13 protein-coding genes are annotated in these 17,125 nt (G+C 40.2%); 11 read left to right on the top strand and 2 right to left on the bottom strand.

Annotated features, from left to right (window positions below; translation table 11 throughout):
* Positions 1-62 precede the first annotated feature (62 nt).
* Both FEE95_RS14915 and FEE95_RS14920 read left to right on the top strand, forming a co-directional pair.
* Positions 63-1,202, top strand: a complete 1,140-nt coding sequence (locus FEE95_RS14915) for a DUF819 family protein (protein ID WP_238474592.1) — start codon at positions 63-65, stop codon at positions 1,200-1,202.
* Between the two features lie 132 nt (positions 1,203-1,334).
* The gene (locus FEE95_RS14920; RefSeq protein ID WP_171037056.1) at positions 1,335-2,198 is read left to right on the top strand and encodes a DUF5694 domain-containing protein; all 864 of its coding nucleotides are present in this window, start codon (positions 1,335-1,337) and stop codon (positions 2,196-2,198) included.
* A gap of 16 nt (positions 2,199-2,214) precedes the next feature.
* On the opposite strand, the gene FEE95_RS14925 is transcribed toward FEE95_RS14920, so the two are convergent.
* Positions 2,215-3,141, bottom strand: a complete 927-nt coding sequence (locus tag FEE95_RS14925; protein WP_138658802.1) for a 3-keto-disaccharide hydrolase — start codon at positions 3,139-3,141, stop codon at positions 2,215-2,217.
* Positions 3,142-3,246: 105 nt separating this feature from the next.
* Between FEE95_RS14925 and FEE95_RS14930 the strand changes: the two genes are divergently transcribed.
* The 9 genes from FEE95_RS14930 (at position 3,247) to FEE95_RS14970 (ending at position 16,124) form a co-directional block, all read left to right on the top strand.
* Positions 3,247-3,684: a PaaI family thioesterase gene (locus tag FEE95_RS14930; protein ID WP_138658803.1), complete on the top strand. Its 438-nt coding sequence runs from the start codon at positions 3,247-3,249 to the stop codon at positions 3,682-3,684.
* Positions 3,685-3,712: 28 nt separating this feature from the next.
* The gene (locus FEE95_RS14935; protein ID WP_138658804.1) at positions 3,713-4,990 is read left to right on the top strand and encodes an aminotransferase class V-fold PLP-dependent enzyme; all 1,278 of its coding nucleotides are present in this window, start codon (positions 3,713-3,715) and stop codon (positions 4,988-4,990) included.
* Positions 4,991-5,094: 104 nt separating this feature from the next.
* Positions 5,095-5,757: a DUF2306 domain-containing protein gene (locus FEE95_RS14940; RefSeq protein ID WP_138658805.1), complete on the top strand. Its 663-nt coding sequence runs from the start codon at positions 5,095-5,097 to the stop codon at positions 5,755-5,757.
* A 321-nt stretch (positions 5,758-6,078) separates the two neighbouring features.
* Complete coding sequence (locus tag FEE95_RS14945; RefSeq protein WP_171037057.1) at positions 6,079-7,746, top strand: tetratricopeptide repeat protein; 1,668 nt, start codon at positions 6,079-6,081, stop codon at positions 7,744-7,746.
* An 11-nt stretch (positions 7,747-7,757) separates the two neighbouring features.
* Entirely contained in the window at positions 7,758-9,482 is a 1,725-nt protein-coding gene (locus tag FEE95_RS14950; RefSeq protein WP_138658806.1) for a tetratricopeptide repeat protein, read from the top strand.
* Positions 9,482-10,129: an SCO family protein gene (locus tag FEE95_RS14955; protein WP_138658807.1), complete on the top strand. Its 648-nt coding sequence runs from the start codon at positions 9,482-9,484 to the stop codon at positions 10,127-10,129. Before FEE95_RS14950 ends, FEE95_RS14955 begins: the two co-directional genes overlap by 1 nt.
* Before the next feature lie 73 nt (positions 10,130-10,202).
* Positions 10,203-12,395: a transferrin receptor-like dimerization domain-containing protein gene (locus tag FEE95_RS14960; protein ID WP_138658808.1), complete on the top strand. Its 2,193-nt coding sequence runs from the start codon at positions 10,203-10,205 to the stop codon at positions 12,393-12,395.
* A 45-nt stretch (positions 12,396-12,440) separates the two neighbouring features.
* The gene (locus FEE95_RS14965; RefSeq protein ID WP_138658809.1) at positions 12,441-12,653 is read left to right on the top strand and encodes a putative signal transducing protein; all 213 of its coding nucleotides are present in this window, start codon (positions 12,441-12,443) and stop codon (positions 12,651-12,653) included.
* A gap of 42 nt (positions 12,654-12,695) precedes the next feature.
* Positions 12,696-16,124, top strand: coding sequence for a HEAT repeat domain-containing protein (locus FEE95_RS14970; protein ID WP_138658810.1), 3,429 nt, complete (start codon positions 12,696-12,698; stop codon positions 16,122-16,124).
* On the opposite strand, the gene FEE95_RS14975 is transcribed toward FEE95_RS14970, so the two are convergent.
* Positions 16,121-17,083, bottom strand: coding sequence for an NAD(P)H-dependent flavin oxidoreductase (locus tag FEE95_RS14975; protein WP_394347957.1), 963 nt, complete (start codon positions 17,081-17,083; stop codon positions 16,121-16,123). The two genes, FEE95_RS14970 and FEE95_RS14975, sit on opposite strands and share 4 nt — an antisense overlap.
* Positions 17,084-17,125: the final 42 nt, after the last annotated feature.

Here is a 17,125-nt window from a genome sequence, read left to right on the forward strand (position 1 = left end):
AACAAACAGTCCTACCTGTTTACGGTTTTTAATATCAAAACCTACTTTCCTATCTTTAGCCAATGACCTTTATCGAAAATCCCGTTTATGTTCTCGCAGTATTATGTTTAATGGTCATTTTGGCAAGGTATGCCGGTAAAACCAAGCTTGGCGGGAAATTGGGCGCAGCTTTGCTTGTTATTCTTTTTACCGCCGCTTTAGCGAACCTTAAACTCATTCCTTCAGCTTCAAATAGTATTCCCTTGTACAATGGAATCTTTACCTATTTGGCACCGATATCCATCTTTTATTTGTTGTTGAATGTGAACTTACAATCCATCAAGAAGGCAGGAGCACCTATGATTGTTTTATTTTTAATTGGTTCTCTGGCAACGGTTTTGGGCATTCTGGCAGCATGGTATCTTATTACTCCTCAAGATGTACTTGGTGAAAATGCTAATATTATTGCAGGAATGCTAACAGGTACCTATACTGGGGGAAGCGTCAACTTCAACGCCGTAGCATTGGAGTATAATTTTCAGGAACAGGGAGCCTTGTATGCCGGTACTATTGCCGTAGACAACGTTGTCACTGCTACATGGATTATCATTAACATATTATTTCCAGTGGTTTTGAGAACCTTCTGGAAAGATAAAAAGATTGAATCCAAAGTAACTAATGAGACTAATGACGAGGAAGAAGAAGATAAGATGGATTTCACTTCATTCATGTGGTTGCTGTTTTTAGGAATAGCTGCCTTTTATATTTCCGAATTGATAGGATTGTTGTTACCTGATGTCCCCTTTATACTGATTTTATCTACTCTGGGACTTTTATTGGCGCAAATCCCTTTGATTTCCAATCTTAAAGGAAGCCATACGCTAGGCCTGTATTTGATATTCTTATTTCTAGCAGTTATCGGAGCCTACTGCGAGATTAGTGCCGTGGTTGAGCTTAAAGAAGTTGGATGGACCTTGTTTTTATTCACCTCTTTGGCAGTTTTGATTCATGGTGTTGTAATTATTCTACTCGGCGGAATTTCATTTCGTGATTGGGAAATGGTCGCTATCGCCAGTCAGGCCAATATTGGAGGAAGTAGCAGTGCCATTGCCCTAGCGGAATCCTTTAAAAGAAAAGAACTCATACTCCCAGGAATTCTGGTCGGAACTTTAGGTAATGCCCTTGGCACTTATCTCGGGTTTTTAATAGTTGGGCTTTTGTGAATATCTATAACGCACATTAAATATGATTCCCTGGGTTCATTATAGGTGTCAGAATTAGGTCGATTTCTAAAAAAACAATTGAATTCAGTAACAATCGCCAAACAAAGTGCGTCTACTTAAAAAGACAACTTTATGAAAACACATATTCTCCTGCTACTGATCTTGCTTTTTCTGGGCTGTAAGGAAATTGATTCCAATTCATCAGAATCACTTCGAACTGAAATCCCAATTACTTTAATCGACAGCACAGATGTTGTCGAAAAAGTGCAAGTTTTGAATTTTGCCACATTTCATATTCATATGGGTGCTACATCTGATGCAACTAGCGTTGATTTTGATGAGAATGACAAGAAGAATCAAAATGACGCCAAAAAAATAGCGCAGCTAATTTCCGAATTCAAACCGACCATCATATGTGTTGAAGTGCCGTGGGGTAAAAATGAAGAACTTGACCAAGAATACAAGGCATATTTAACCAATCCTTCAAAAGTATCCACATATTATGGTGAAGTAGGAATGGTAGCTTTTGAAGTAGGACGTTTAAGTAATTTGGAGTCCATATACGGAATAGATCATAAAATGGGATACAATTATAACATTGGCCAAGAAATCGAGAATACTATTGATTCCACAACCTATAATAACTACTATAAAAACCCTTTTGCTTTTCACTCAGAGATAAATGTCAACCATGACGAACTATCCCTATTGGAAAAGCTGAAATTATATAATAATCCAAAATTTTTAGATTTCTTGATTAATGTCAATGCCGATATGCTGGCATTCGCTGGATCAGAAAATGGTTTCGAAGGTGCCGACGAAGCTGCCAAATATTACCAGCGAAACTTAAGAATCTATTCTAACCTCAACCGAATACCAATGACTATAAAAGATCGGGTATTCATACTATCGGGAGGAAGTCATACGGCTTTTCTAGGTGAATTTATGGGGAGAAGCCCCAAATATGAACTGGTAGATGTGATGGACTACTTATAATAGCTTTTCATAAATACTACTTTATCGGTGTAATCATGATGTTTCGTAATTCAACCGGGCCATGATCACCTTGTATTAAAAGTGGTCCGGGAGCAGCTTCATCATTGTCCAATGCCCCACCGGTCATCCCCGGAATATTTTGATTTTGGATAATGGTTTTTCCATTGGCAACTATAGTTACTCGTCGCCCAATTAAAGTAATATCATATTCTTGCCATTCTCCAGCTGGTTTAGCTACCATTTCATTAGGTGTAAGTAATCCGTAGATACCACCAAAAAGAATGCTAGAGGGCTCCAAACCCACGTTATCTGCGACTTGAACTTCATAACGCCCACGAAGGTAAATTCCACTGTTACTATCCTTTGGATATTTGAATTCCACATGAAGTTTAAAATCCGTGAACTTCTCATCTGTCACCAAATTAGCGCCGGACTTTGAGCTTTTTAAAACGCCATCTTCAACTACCCATTGGTTTTCGCCCATGGCCGTCCATCCTGTTAAATCCTTTCCATTGAAAAGTTTTCTGTCTTTGCCCCATTTTGGATTTTCATTGTATGGGAGTTTAGGCGAACGAGAAGCTACCCAAGGGTAAACTTTTCCGTCCGTATATATCATCGTTCCTTTTAGTCCGTCACCATCTTGCATTCCTATAATTTGCATGTCAAAACCTGCTGGTTCCCATTGTTTCGGGATTGAGAAACTGAATTTTCCTTCATTCACTTCTACCTCAGCGACTGGTCTCGCACTACCGAATTTATAGCAAAAACGACCAACCAAGGTATTGTTTCCAGAATGACTGATTTCTAACCATGCTGGTTCCTCTTTTCCATCCTCAGTGATGGTAAGATTCCATGCGCCCTCCAAGGCCTTTGCATCTTGAGCATGAACAAAAAATATGGTCAATAGAAAACTTGTAATCGTAAATAGAAATTTGATTTTCATAAGTATGTTCTAAATTGTTGTTAAATCAAGTTGTATATCCAAATATAACGAACTCATCCAACGAAAAAAAACTACTTTTATGCGACAAATTCTTAAGCTAGAAAAATGAACAAATCCCTTGAGATGTTTGAGTCCTTAGTTGGTCAAGATTCTTCAAAGTCCATTTCGCCCTTAATGCGTTGGCTTAATCCAACATTGTTAAGCGCCGAAGCAGGCAAACTTGAATTTTCCTATGTGATTCGTGAGGAGATGACCAACCCCATGGGTATTTTACACGGAGGTACAACAGCAGCTATCATTGATGATGCCGTTGGCGCAACGGTGTTCTCCTTAGGAAAACCAAATTTCTATACTACAGTAAACTTAGCTGTGGATTATTTTGCTTCAGCTAAAGCAGGAGAAACTATTATTGCAGTTGCTTCTATCACCAAAAATGGCAATCAGATTATTAATACAAACTGTGAAATTTGGAATGCAGATCGCTCAAGAATGATTGCTATGGGGCATTCGAATCTTATTAAAATCGATACGGATAGGAAATAAAGTTGGCAGTTTTCGATATCTTTAAAACATGACTGACAACCGAAGAAAATTTCTAAAAACCCTAAGTATAGGAGCAGCGGGTGCTCTAGCCACTCCCACACAAATTTGGGGGCAAGCCACCACACCTTTACGTTCTGCTCTAACTGATTTACAGTCCGATGATATTTCCGAGACCTATTGGAAAACCATACAATCGCAGTTCCATTTTGCTGAAGGTCTTACTTATTTCAATAACGGTTCGCTTGGAGCTTGTCCGAAACCGATTCGTCAGGCAACGATAAACTTTCAGAATACTTTAGATGATTTCCCTTCAAAATATATGTGGGGTGGATGGAAGGATGAAATTGAGGAAGTCCGTCAAAAAACTGCTGACTTATTCTCCGTCTCCGAAGAAGAAATTGCATTGATTCATAATACTACGGAAGGTATGAACCTCATCGCCAGTAGTATGGATTTGCAACCAGGAGACGAAATCATTTCCGCGGACCACGAGCATACCAGTGCGTTAAATCCTTGGAAATATTGGCAGCAATCAAAAGGTGTTAAAATCGTCACTCCTACCCTACCAATTTTGCCCAAAAGTGTTGAGGAAGTTGTCGACGTATATCGAAAGGCGATAACATCAAAAACCAGGGTGATTTCTATCTGCCATTTGGTCAATACGAATGGTATGATACTTCCCATAAAAGAGGTGACTGAACTGGCTCATGAAAAGGGAATACTAGTTGCTGTTGATGGTGCACAAGGTACCGGCATGTTCAATATTGATTTAAAAGATATTGGCTGTGATTTCTATACCGTAAGTGCCCATAAGTGGTTGTTTTCTCCCAAAGGCGTTGGTGTCTTTTATGCCAGGCAAGACAGTCAAAAACACCTAAAACCACTCATTGTCGCCCGTGGCTATGAAGATACGAGCATCCGAAGATTGGAAAATTACAATACCAGAAATCTTCCAGAAGTTTTAGGTCTCGGGGCAGCCCTAGATTATCGAAATGCCATCGGTGCGCAAAAAATACATGACCGCACTTATGAACTGAAACATTATTTCAGGGATAAGATTAAAGACAACGAAAAATTGGTTTTAAAAACTCCCGAATTGGATTCCCTTTCCGCGGGAATTCAAGTGGTAGAAGTTCTAGGTAAAAATGTGCAGGAGGTAAAGAATCGTCTTTTTGACGAATATGGCATCGATAGTCGTCCTATGAGTAAATTTGGACTCAATGCAGTTCGCCTTTCTTTTGCCATTTTCATTACCAAAAACCAGATTGATACTCTAATAAATGCTTTGGAAACAATTTCAGAATAATTTCTAGAATAACTTTCCATCTATCAAAAATGACAGTTCGGTAATATAAAATTCTAAATTCTCCAGTATAGTTCGATTTTTGCACTGTAACTAAGAAACCAACCATGGAACAAATCATTACTATTGGCATTTACATTCACGCATTTTTTGGAGGCCTTGGCCTAATAACTGGCATTGGAAGCATGGCTGTAAAAAAAGGAGGAAAACTTCATAAGCGCATGGGTAAGATTTTTTCCCTTTCAATGATAACAAGTTGCCTTATCATCCTACCTATTGCTTGGATGCCTGGTCATGAAAGTTTATTCCTGTTCCTTATTTCCTTATTTACAATCTATTTGGTTTTAATAGGGCAGCGGGCACTTACTTTCAAAAATCGAAAAAAGCTCAAAGCACATTCTATTGATTTGGGTATCTCTACTGCTATGATGGTATTCTCTTTTTTTATGTTAGGTTACGGAATCTATGGCCTATTCGCATCGGTACCGGATAATGTGCTGTATATGGTTTTTGGGGGATTAGGTCTTTTCTTAACCATCAAAAACTTCTTGTTCTATAAAAATTTCAAGCAGAAAAAAGTAGCTTGGTTACTAACACACTTAACACATATGATTGCTGGTATGATTGCTTCTATAACTGCGTTCATTGTAGCTGGACTCAAATTGTGGACGATTACGGCTTGGGTACTACCTTCAGTAATTGGTACGATTTATATCATTTATTGGCGAAGGAAAACCGAAGGGAAAATTGGTGCTCGAAAAACTTCTTAGGAATCACTTTTTAAATAAAGTTTCATCCGACATTATAAATAATTTAGAAGGAAGAGCTTGGATATGTTTTTCTTAATTCTGCCATCTACACAGATAAATACTCGGATTAACCTTTCTTTTATCCCTTCTACACAGATAAGTCTCATAATTAGTTAGCACTTAGTATATTCACAAGATTAAATCAACTATAACTTGGTTTACCCATAGTCCCTAGGACTAACTCCCCTCTTTCTGAAAAGGTAGTTCATGATATGGTAATAGTATTCCATGGTATCTTAATAGCATGCAATGCTGATTGAATCAATAACTAAAACCAATTCTATGACTTCAATTTCAAAAAGTATGTTCCTCTTAGTTTTCATTTCATTTTTGGGATGCAAAGACCAGAAACAAAATCCAGCATTAGCATCTTTGAACTTACTAAGAGGTGATTTACAACTTTGTGGAAACGGACAATTCGGAGATGTTAGTTTTTCTGAATCTTGTTCTTACGAAACTAGAGTTACTTTCAACCTTGCTATTGCGCTATTGCATTCCTTTGAATATACGGAAGCCGAAAAAGCTTTTGTTCAGGTTATCGACCAAGACCCAGAATGTGCCATGGCCTATTGGGGCGTGGCTATGAGTATTTATCATGGTTTGTGGGCCCCACCTCCAAACACGGTCCTGGAAAAAGGTAGCAAATTACTTGAAGTTGCTGCGAAACTTCCAAAATCAAAAAAAGCTGAGCAATATTTGGGTGCCATTGGAGCTTTTTACGAAGATTGGGAAACCGTAGACAACCAGACGAGGAAAGAGCGCTATGCCAAAAAAATGGGGGTAATGTATAATGCTAATTCTGATGATACTGAAGTAGCGGTGTTTTATGCCTTAGCACTTCGAGCATCGGCCGTACCCACAGATAAAACCTATAAAATACAACGAGAGGCTGGTCAAATATTAGAAGTGTTATTTGAAAAAGAACCCAATCACCCAGGAATTGCCCATTATATCATTCATTCGTATGACTATCCGGAATTAGCTGAATTAGGTTTGACTACCGCGCGAAGATATGCCGAAATTGCTCCGAATTCGGCCCATGCCCAGCATATGCCCTCGCATATCTTTACGCGATTAGGACTTTGGGAAGAATCTATTAATACCAATATCAGCTCTGCCTCCTCGGCGACCTGCTACGCGGAAAGTATTGCACCCGGAGCACATTGGGATGAAGAAGTTCACGCTATGGGATATTTGGTGTATTCTTATCTCCAGATTGGAGATAATGAAAATGCGCTAGAGCAGTACAATTATTTAAAATCGTTTGAAGAAGTTTTCCCTCCTAATTTTAAAATTGCCTATACCGCTGCTGCTATCCCTGCACGTATTGCCATAGAGAATAAGAATTGGGAAGAAGCGGCAGCAATAGAATTGCCTAAAAATCTAGGGTTGGCTTGGGAATCATTCCCGTGGCAAAAGAGTATTTTACACTTTACCCGCGCTATGGGGGCCATACATACCAAAGACCTCGATGCCGCAGAAAATGAACTAAACACTTTAAAATCATTTCAAAATGAGTTAATTGAAATGAATGATGCGTACAAAGCCAATCAGGTCGGTATACAGATTAAAATGGCGGAAGGCTGGTTAGCACTGGCAAAAGGAAATAAAGAAGAGGCGCTATCATTAATGGAAACCGCCGTTATCATGGAAAGTATAACATCAAAACATCCCGTAACTCCAGGAGAGGTGGTACCTGCCGATGAGCTTTTTGCTGATATGTTATTGACCATGAACAAACCTCAACAGGCATTAGATGCATACGAGCTAAACCTTCAAAGACGCCCGAATCGCTTCAATGGCATTTATGGTGCGGCAATAGCCGCAAAGCAATCCGGTAACCAAGAAAAAGCAAATCACTACTTTAACCAACTGATTGAATTAACAAAGGATTCGAATAGTAAACGACCTGAAGTTGCCGAGGCAAAGAAGTTCATACATCAATCTTAATATAGAACATCATGAAAACCAAAATCAGTCTTTTAACATTAGGGGCATCTCTCCTTATGTTAGTTCATTTTATAACTAAAGATTCTAATGGAAATAAAGATTATGGAAAAGCTTCCTTTAGTTTTATCAAATGCACGCCCACAAAGTTTCTGCTGGATGTTGTCGATACCACCCAACAGATTTCACCACTTTTCAATAATTTAGGCAACCTACACTTTCCTATTTCCACAAAGAATGAAAGGGCTCAAGCATTTTTTGACCAAGGTGTAAAATTATCCTATGCATTTAATCATGCTGAGGGACATCGCTCGTTTATGGAAGCAGCAAGATTAGACCCAAATTCGGCCATGTCATATTGGGGACAGGCATTTGCACTAGGTCCTAATATCAATGACCCTTTACCTGATGACGAACGCAAAGGCAAAATCAAAGAGGCAATGGTCATGGCAAACAAATTAGCAGCCAAATCGAGCCCAAAAGAAGAGGCGCTTATCAAAGCATTAGCTGCAAGATATAGCGAGGATTTGAATGCAGATGTATCAGAACTTAATTTGGCCTATATGCACGCTATGGCCAAGGTGGTCAAAAAGTATCCGAAAGATGCAAATATTCAGATATTATATGCTGCTTCGGTTATGAATACCGTACCGTGGAATTATTGGGATACCGATGGAAATCCGTCTCCAAATATAAAAGAAGCGAAGGCTGCCCTGGAAACTGCAATGGCACTTGAACCGGAAAACCCAGGAGGGCATCACTATTACATTCATATGGTAGAATTACCTTATCCCGATATGGGTGTTGCCAGTGCTGATAAATTAGTCACGTTGATGCCAGGCGCAGGTCATATTGTTCACATGCCGTCGCATATTTATATTCGGGTGGGTCGCTATTTAGATGCCGTTAAAGTAAATCAAGTCGCCATTCAAGCGGATGAGGATTATATCGCACAATGCTTTGCACAGGGACTTTATCCACTTGCCTACTATCCGCATAATATTCATTTTCTTTGGTCTTCGGCAAGTTTGCTTGGCGCGAGTGATATTGCTATTGATGCTGCCAAGAAAACGGCAGAAAAGGTACCCACGGGAGAACTGGTAACGCTTCCATTCTTACAGGATTTTTCTGCTACGCCCTTATTGGCGTATACACGCTTTGGTAAATGGAATGAAATTTTGACTATCCCCGCACCAAGTCGAGATATCAAACATTTAAACCTCATTCGTCACTATGCCCGTGGAATAGCATTTATCCGAAAAGGAAATCTTAAGGATGCTCAAGAAGAACTAGATGCCATTGAAACATTAAAAAATGACCCAGAGCTGGAAACTCTGGTCGCTACTGCAAATAATGCTTCTATTCATTCAGCCAATATAGCTTACGAAATTGTGTCTGGTGAACTGGCGGCAGCAAGGGGCGAGATTTCGGAAGCCATTACTCATTTGCAAAAAGCGGTTGCATTTGAAGATGCGCTGACTTATACGGAGCCCGCTGCATGGCACATCCCGACACGCCAGAATTTAGGTGCGGTTTTAATGAAAGCTGAAAAATTTAAAGAAGCTGAAAAAATATTCAAAGAAGATTTAGCAATTCTCCGTCAAAACGGATGGTCTTTAATGGGACTTCACAATAGCTTAAAAGCCCAAGGCAAACTAAAAGAAGCCCAAGAAATAAAAGCAGAATTTGACAAAGCTTGGGAACATGCTGATATTGAGATTAGCAACTCCGTTTTATAATGAAGCAATTTAATAAGTCCGTTCTATATGTGGCAATCTTGATAGCTTTCTCAATTGCCGTGGTTCTTCTTTTGTTTAACGCGAAGTCCGAGTTGCCAGTTTTTAATCCCTCAGATTTTAATTCAGAGCTGGTTGATGTTAGTTTGCATAATGAGATGGGCGACCATTCTGTGTCCGATTTTGAACTTCGTAACCAAAATGGGGATACAATTACCCAAGAAGATTATGATGGTAAAATTTATGTAACCGACTTCTTTTTTACAAGATGTCCGAGTATTTGCCCTATTATGTCAAATAATATGGAGAAACTACAAAGCACATTCCTTGATGAGGCCGATGTGATGTTTCTCTCGGTATCAGTCACGCCAAAATTGGATAGTATTCCCATTATAAAAGACTATGCCGAAAAGCATGGTGTCATTGATGGCAAATGGAATATCACAACAGGAGACAAAAAACATATTTACAACCTAGCACGCAAAAGTTATTTTGCTGTTGTAAATGAAGGAGATGGCGGACTTCAGGATTTTATACATACCCCAAATTTTATATTGATTGATAAACAAAAGCGTATTAGAGGGGTTTATGATGGCACTAAAAATGAAGAAATGACCCGTTTGACTCAGGATTTGAAAAGTTTATTATAGACTTTCTACAGGTAGTTTTATTCTATTTTAAAACTAAAAAATTCAGTATCTTCATTAGCTAAATCCAACCACCATGAGAACTCGAACTTTCACCCTTTCCCTTTTACTTTGCATTACTTTTCTAAACGCTCAAGAATCCATCTTAGGATTTACTCGCGAAAACGCCAAAAAGCAAAAGACTTTAGAAACCGCTTTTGAAGCTAAACTCGATGCCAGTAATCTTGATGAATGGATGCAAATTATGGCGGCAGAACCACATTGGGTAGGCACTGAATACGGAGAAAAAAATGCCAAATGGATTCAGAAGCAATTCAAATCTTGGGGTTATGATGCAAAAATAGAAACCTATCATGTGCTCTTTCCCTATCCTAAAGTTCGTTTACTTGAACTAAAAGGTCCTACTTCATATAAAGCAAAATTAACTGCTGTTCCTGTTGAGGGCGATGAATTCACGGCTCAAGGCGATGCTTTGCTCCCAAGTTATAATGCCTTTTCTACGGATGGAGATGTAGAAGCCGAATTGGTTTTTGTGAACTATGGAATTCCTAGTGATTACGAAGTCCTTGATAAGCTGGGTATCGATGTAAAAGGAAAAATCGTAATCGCCAAATACCAAGGTTCTTGGCGAGGAATCAAACCAAAATTAGCCGCCGAAAACGGTGCTATAGGATGTATTATTTATTCGGACCCCGCGGATGATGGATATGGGCGTGGTGATGTCTATCCTAAAGGAGCCTACAAAAATAAGACCGGTGTGCAGCGCGGTTCTGTGATGGATATGCCAACTTATCCTGGCGATGTTCTTACTCCAGGCTACGGTGCGACCAAAGATGCCAAACGTTTGGATAGAAAAGATGCACCTACAATTACGAAGATTCCTGTTTTACCAATTTCATACGAAGACGCCCAACCTTTATTGGCGGCTTTAGATGGAGCAGTGGCACCACAATCTTGGCGAGGTGGATTACCAATCACCTATCATATTGGTCCGGGTCCTGCGAAAGTCCATTTGAAATTGGAATTCGATTGGCAGCTAAAACCGGCCCATAATGTTATCGCAACCATTAAAGGAACAGACTTTCCTGACCAATGGGTGATGCGAGGCAATCATCACGATGCTTGGGTACATGGTGCAAATGACCCGATTAGCGGAATGGTTGCTTTAATGGAGGAGGCGAGAGCGGTAGGTGAATTGGCAAAAAAAGGAAACAAGCCCAAACGTACCTTAGTCTATTGTGCTTGGGATGCCGAAGAACCCGGACTCATAGGATCTACCGAGTGGGTGGAAGACCATAAAAAAGAGCTACAACAAAAAGTAGTCGCCTATATCAACACCGATGGTAACGGACGTGGATTCTTAGGTGCAGGAGGTTCCCACAGCTTACAGGCTATGGTCGGTGAGGTGGCCGGTACTGTAAAAGACCCACAAAGAGGAGTTTCAATCAAAGAAAGACGGATTGCGGTAGACATGGTAAGAGGAGGCACCGAAGATTTTGAACTATACGCTTTAGGTTCTGGTTCTGATTATACGCCTTTCATCCAGCATGCAGGTATTGCATCATTAAACTTAGGTTTTGGAGGTGAAAATGGAGGCGGTGAGTACCACACCATATATGATACCTATCCCCATTATAAAAGATTTAAAGACCCAGAATTCGCTTATGGAGTTGCTCTAGCCAATACGGCTGGTAGAATTACATTACGATTGGCAAATGCTGATATGCTACCTTTTGAATTCAAGCAATGGCACAAGACTGTTTCGGGCTATTTAGATGGAATCATGAAGCAAACAGAAAAGATGCGAAAAGAGGTTGAGAAGCATAATACAATGGTCGATAAGAATATGTTTGAATTGGCCGCCGACCCTAAGAAACCCTTTTTAAAACCTAAGAAAAAAGAAGCTATTCCCTATTTGGACTTTACGCCTTTGCAAAACGAATTGGCAGCTTTGAAAATAAGTATTGAAATGTTATCCAAAATGGATGTTTCAAAAGTTTCCAAAGAAAAACGAAATAGTTTGAATAAAAAGCTAATACAAGCCGAACACCTATTAACCTCTGAAGATGGGCTTCCAAGACGTTCATGGTACAAACACCAAATCTATGCACCTGGTTTCTATACGGGTTACGGCGTAAAGACCTTACCTGGGGTTCGCGAAGCTGTGGAGGAGAAGAATTGGAAAGAGGCGCAAGAGCAAATCAGTAAACTGGCCGCTACACTCAAAAACTTTGACAAACACATTCAAGAAATGAATGGAATGTTATAAAAAGGAATTCGTAATTTAGATATGTAAACTAAAAATACATTTGTTATGGATTCGAATTATACCCGAATATTTATAGGAAATATTGCAGAAGCCCAAAGTATTGTGAGCCGTCTTAAAGATATTGGAATTATTGCCGTAGTGAAAGATGAGGCAGAGTCCGCTCGTTTAGCAGGTTTTGGATCATCAATGCTTGGTGAGGCTGAAGTTTTTGTTCATAATGATGAATTAGAACAGGCTGAAAAGGTGCTGGATTCATAACCAAAATAGACCATACCTCACAAATTAGAATTCAAACATCCAATGAAACTAAATTCCGTAGTTCGCATTCCCCTTTCGTTTATTGCAATAGTACTTCTTAGTGTGTCATGCGACACCAAATCCAACAAGCCGAAAGAAATTCCTTTAACGGTCTTTGAGGATTCCGTTTTGGGAAGTGCCAAAGCCAAAGAAGCACGTGAGAGTATCGTAGCTAAAATGGAAGACGGATTAGAGTTAAGCCTATGGGCATCCGATTCTCTGGCTCCAGACCCTATTGCGATGGATATTGACACCAAAGGAAGAATCTATCTTACCCGAACCAATCGTCAAAAAAATTCGGAGTTTGATATCCGCGGATATCAGGATTGGATGACACCATCCATATCCCTACAATCCGTAGAAGACCGACGCGCATTTTTACGAAAAACTTTTGCCCCTGAACTTAGCAAAGAAAACGAATGGTTTCCTGATTTGAATGAAGATGGTAGTCATGATTGGAAGGATTTGACTGTTGAAAAAGACGAAGTTTGGATGCTAGAGGATACCAATAAAGATGGTGTGGCGGATGTGTCGAAACGAATTTTAGAAGATTTCAATGAAGAAATTACCGATGTTGCTGGAGCACTTCTAGTTCGCGATAATGATGTCTTTGTAGGCGTTGGTCCTGATATGTGGCGACTAACCGATTCCAACGGCGATGAAATCTTAGACGAGAAAACTTCGATTGCCCATGGTTTTGCAGTTCACATTGGTTTTGGCGCTCACGGAATGTCTGGAGCAGTTGAAGGTCCCGATGGAAAAATATATTATGGTATCGGTGATATCGGAGGAAGTCTTACTACCGTTTCTGGGGAAAAGCATCATTTACCAAATCAGGGAATGATAGTCCGTAGCAATCCTGATGGGAGTGATTTCGAAGTTTTCGCTCGCGGACTTCGCAATACCCATGAATTTGTTTTTGATGCCTACGGAAATATTATTTCTTCGGATAATGATGGTGACCATAGAGGTGAAAGTGAACGTTTGGTTCACATCGTGGAAGGTTCCGATGCCGGATGGCGTTCCAATTGGCAATATGGTAAATACACCGACCCAAAAAACAACGGCTATAAAGTTTGGATGGATGAAGAATTGTACAAACCCCGATGGGAAGGTCAAGCTGCCTATATCATCCCTCCTATTCAAAATTTCCATAACGGACCAACCGGAATGGTCTACAACCCAGGGACGGCTCTCGGCAAAAACTGGTTAAATCGTTTCTTTTTGGTAGAATTCGTGGGTGATCCTAGTAGGTCACATATCTGGTCCTTTGACTTGAAACCCAAAGGTGCTTCTTTTGAATTGGATACGGATATCGATATGCTAAGTGGTGTACTTCCCACTGGAATCAAATTTGGTCCTGATGGAGCATTATACCTGGCGGATTGGATTAATGGTTGGGGTACTAAAAACTACGGCAGAATCTGGAAGCTCGATGTTACAGACAATACTAATGATTTGAAAAAAGAGCGAGCAGAAACCGAACGCCTGATGACTTTGGATTATGATGGCCAATCGAATGATGAATTGGTAAAACTACTCTCTTATCCAGATATGCGCATTCGTCAAAAGGCACAATTTTCCTTGGCAAAAAGTACATTTTGGGGTTACCGAAAACTAAAATCAGTATTGGAAGAGAGCGATAATCAGTTTGCAAAGATTCATGCCATTTGGGGTATAGGTCAAATTGCTGCTAATAATTCAGGAAAAGCAGGACCTCTTGTATCATTATTGTCTGATGAAGATTCCGAAATAATAGCCCAGGCTCTAAAAGTACTTGGAGATGTAAAATATTCAGAAGCCGCTTCAGAATATATTCCTTTTCTGCAGCACGAAAATGACAGAGTAAAATTCTTTGCCGCTCAAGCCTTGGGAAGAACGAAACATGAAGCTGCTATTCAGCCCTTATTAGATATGTTGGAGACCAATGCAGATGCAGATGTCTACTTACGCCATGCTGCTGTTTTAGCACTTTCGAGAATAGGAAAAGTCGAACCGATTACTGCCCTAGTCGATAATCCGAACCGCAGTTTGCGAATTGCCGCCGTATTGGTTCTAAGAAGGTTAGAAAATGAAAATGTTGCCCTATTTTTAAAGGATACTGATGAATATATTGTAACCGAAGCCGCCCGTGCTATTAATGATGATTGGTCTATTGAAGAAGCGCTTCCAGCTCTGGCAGGACTTTTGACACAAGAAAAATTCAAATCGGAACCTTTGCTACGGCGCAGTATAAATGCAGCGCTTCGGATTGGTGGAGATACCGAAATGAGAAACCTCATTGCTTTCGCAAAGAATCCCGCTTTCACTAGTGAACTTCGCGGCGAGGCCTTAGCCGCCCTAGGCACATGGGAATCCCCTTCCGTTCTAGATCGTGTCGATGGTCGTCTACGAGGTCAAGTGGAACGCGATGCAAGTCTCTTGAGAAAAGAATTGCAACAAGATATTCCGATGTTCTTGTCAGATGTGAATCCTGAAATACTGATTGGATTAGCGAAGACTTTAGAGAACTTGGGTATTCAAGATAACAACAAGGATATGTTCGCCGTTTTCTCCAAAAGTGAATCTCCAGAAGTCAGGGCCGCAATGCTATCTGCTCTAGGGAAGCTAAAATTTGAAAACATTGGTACCGCCATGAAAACTGGTATGGGCGATAAGGAACAAATGGTACGAGAAGCGGCGGTCGGATTGATTTCTGAATTAGATATTGCCAAGGAAGATCTTCCAGCTGTCGTTAATCCGATTTTTAGAACAGGTTCCGTACGCGAGCAACAAAGAATTTTAGGTGTCTTATCTGAAATGCCCAGTGAAAAAAGCGAGAGTGTTTTGAAAAACCTTATTCAACGCGCAGCAAAAAATCAATTGAAAAGTGGGGTTATATTAGACCTTATGGAAGCAGTCGAAACTTCGGGATCTACTGAGCTTATTGCTCAACTTAGTATTTTGAAAATTGGAGGACACACGGCTGATTCGTTTAAAGAAACGCTAAATGGCGGCAATTGGTGGGGAGGAAGAACCGTATTCAATAGCAATCCAGCAGCGCAATGCGTTCGTTGTCATGCCGTCGGAGGAGCGGGTGGACAAGTAGGTCCACCTTTGGATAACATCGCCAATATCTTAACAAGGGAAGAGATTTTGGAATCATTAATAGAGCCCAGTAAAAGATTAGCTCCAGGCTATGGCACCGTCACCGTAACTTTAAAGGATGGCCAAATCGCTACGGGGATTTTAGAAAAAGAAACAGAACATGAATTAATTCTCCGAACCTCCGATGCAGAACCCCTGGAAATTGCACATTCCAGAATTCAAAAAAGGGAAAACAGTATATCAGCCATGCCCGCGGCTGGAAAACTAATTAGCAAACGAGAACTAAGGGATTTGATAGAATACCTATCCAGTTTGAAAGTGGTTGAACCTTTAACTTTGAATTAAAGGTTTGAAACTATTTTCTTAGCTTCCTCAAACTCCCGCATCATATCTACAACGATTTGTGCTGCTGGTTTGATATCATGAATCAAAGCGGAAACTTGACCAATTTCCAATTCGCCTTCTTCCATATCACCTTCGAACATGCCACGTTTGGCTCTTGCCCGACCCAAAACTTCTTTTAGTTCTTCTATTGATGCACCTCTCGCATAAGCTGCTTGAACATCATTGTAAAACTTGTTTTTGATAAGTCGCACAGGTGCTAATTCCTTTAAAGTTAAATGAGTGTCCCCTTCACTGGCCTCAACTACTTTCTGTTTAAATGCTTCATGTGAAGAAGCTTCACGACTTGCCACAAAACGACTACCTACTTGAACTCCGTCGGCACCCAAAATCATCGCAGCTAGCATCGCTCTTCCTGTAGCAATACCTCCAGCGGCAATGATAGGAATGGTCACTTTTTCTTTCACAGAGGGGATTAAAGTCAAGGTAGTTGTTTCATCACGACCGTTATGTCCACCTGCTTCAAAGCCTTCGGCAACGATGGCATCGACGCCAGCTTCCTGAGATTTCAAAGCAAACTTTAAGCTACTCACCACATGAACAACAGTGATTCCTTTTTCCTTAAAATAAGAGGTCCAGGTTTTCGGATTTCCTGCAGAGGTAAATACAATCTTTACACCCATTTCTACAATAATTTCCATCAGCTCTTTCAAATCAGGATAGAGCATTGGTACATTCACTCCGAAAGGTTTATGCGTAGCATGTTGGCATTTTTGAATATGTTCGCGTAACACTTCAGGGTACATACTTCCGGCACCAATAATTCCTAGTCCTCCAGCATTTGATACTGCTGAAGCCAATCGCCAACCACTAGCCCAAATCATTCCTGCTTGAATGATGGGGTATTGGATTTTGAAGAGTTCTGTTATTTTGTTTTGCATTTGTATAGATGTTTCTGTCACCTCGAGCAGAGTCGAGAGGAACTCAATCCGAACATCGTTCTC

Source organism: Maribacter algarum (ex Zhang et al. 2020), from assembly GCF_005885635.1.
Taxonomy (GTDB): Bacteria; Bacteroidota; Bacteroidia; order Flavobacteriales; family Flavobacteriaceae; genus Maribacter_C; species Maribacter_C algarum.

Coding starts and splice junctions, on each gene's coding strand:
- FEE95_RS14935 (WP_138658804.1), top strand. CDS start 3,713: ATGACTGACAACCGAAGAAAATTTCTAAAAACCCTAAGTATAGGAGCA.
- FEE95_RS14965 (WP_138658809.1), top strand. CDS start 12,441: ATGGATTCGAATTATACCCGAATATTTATAGGAAATATTGCAGAAGCC.
- FEE95_RS14920 (WP_171037056.1), top strand. CDS start 1,335: ATGAAAACACATATTCTCCTGCTACTGATCTTGCTTTTTCTGGGCTGT.
- FEE95_RS14915 (WP_238474592.1), top strand. CDS start 63: ATGACCTTTATCGAAAATCCCGTTTATGTTCTCGCAGTATTATGTTTA.
- FEE95_RS14960 (WP_138658808.1), top strand. CDS start 10,203: ATGAGAACTCGAACTTTCACCCTTTCCCTTTTACTTTGCATTACTTTT.
- FEE95_RS14950 (WP_138658806.1), top strand. CDS start 7,758: ATGAAAACCAAAATCAGTCTTTTAACATTAGGGGCATCTCTCCTTATG.
- FEE95_RS14970 (WP_138658810.1), top strand. CDS start 12,696: ATGAAACTAAATTCCGTAGTTCGCATTCCCCTTTCGTTTATTGCAATA.
- FEE95_RS14955 (WP_138658807.1), top strand. CDS start 9,482: ATGAAGCAATTTAATAAGTCCGTTCTATATGTGGCAATCTTGATAGCT.
- FEE95_RS14940 (WP_138658805.1), top strand. CDS start 5,095: ATGGAACAAATCATTACTATTGGCATTTACATTCACGCATTTTTTGGA.
- FEE95_RS14925 (WP_138658802.1), bottom strand. CDS start 3,141: ATGAAAATCAAATTTCTATTTACGATTACAAGTTTTCTATTGACCATA.
- FEE95_RS14945 (WP_171037057.1), top strand. CDS start 6,079: ATGACTTCAATTTCAAAAAGTATGTTCCTCTTAGTTTTCATTTCATTT.
- FEE95_RS14930 (WP_138658803.1), top strand. CDS start 3,247: ATGAACAAATCCCTTGAGATGTTTGAGTCCTTAGTTGGTCAAGATTCT.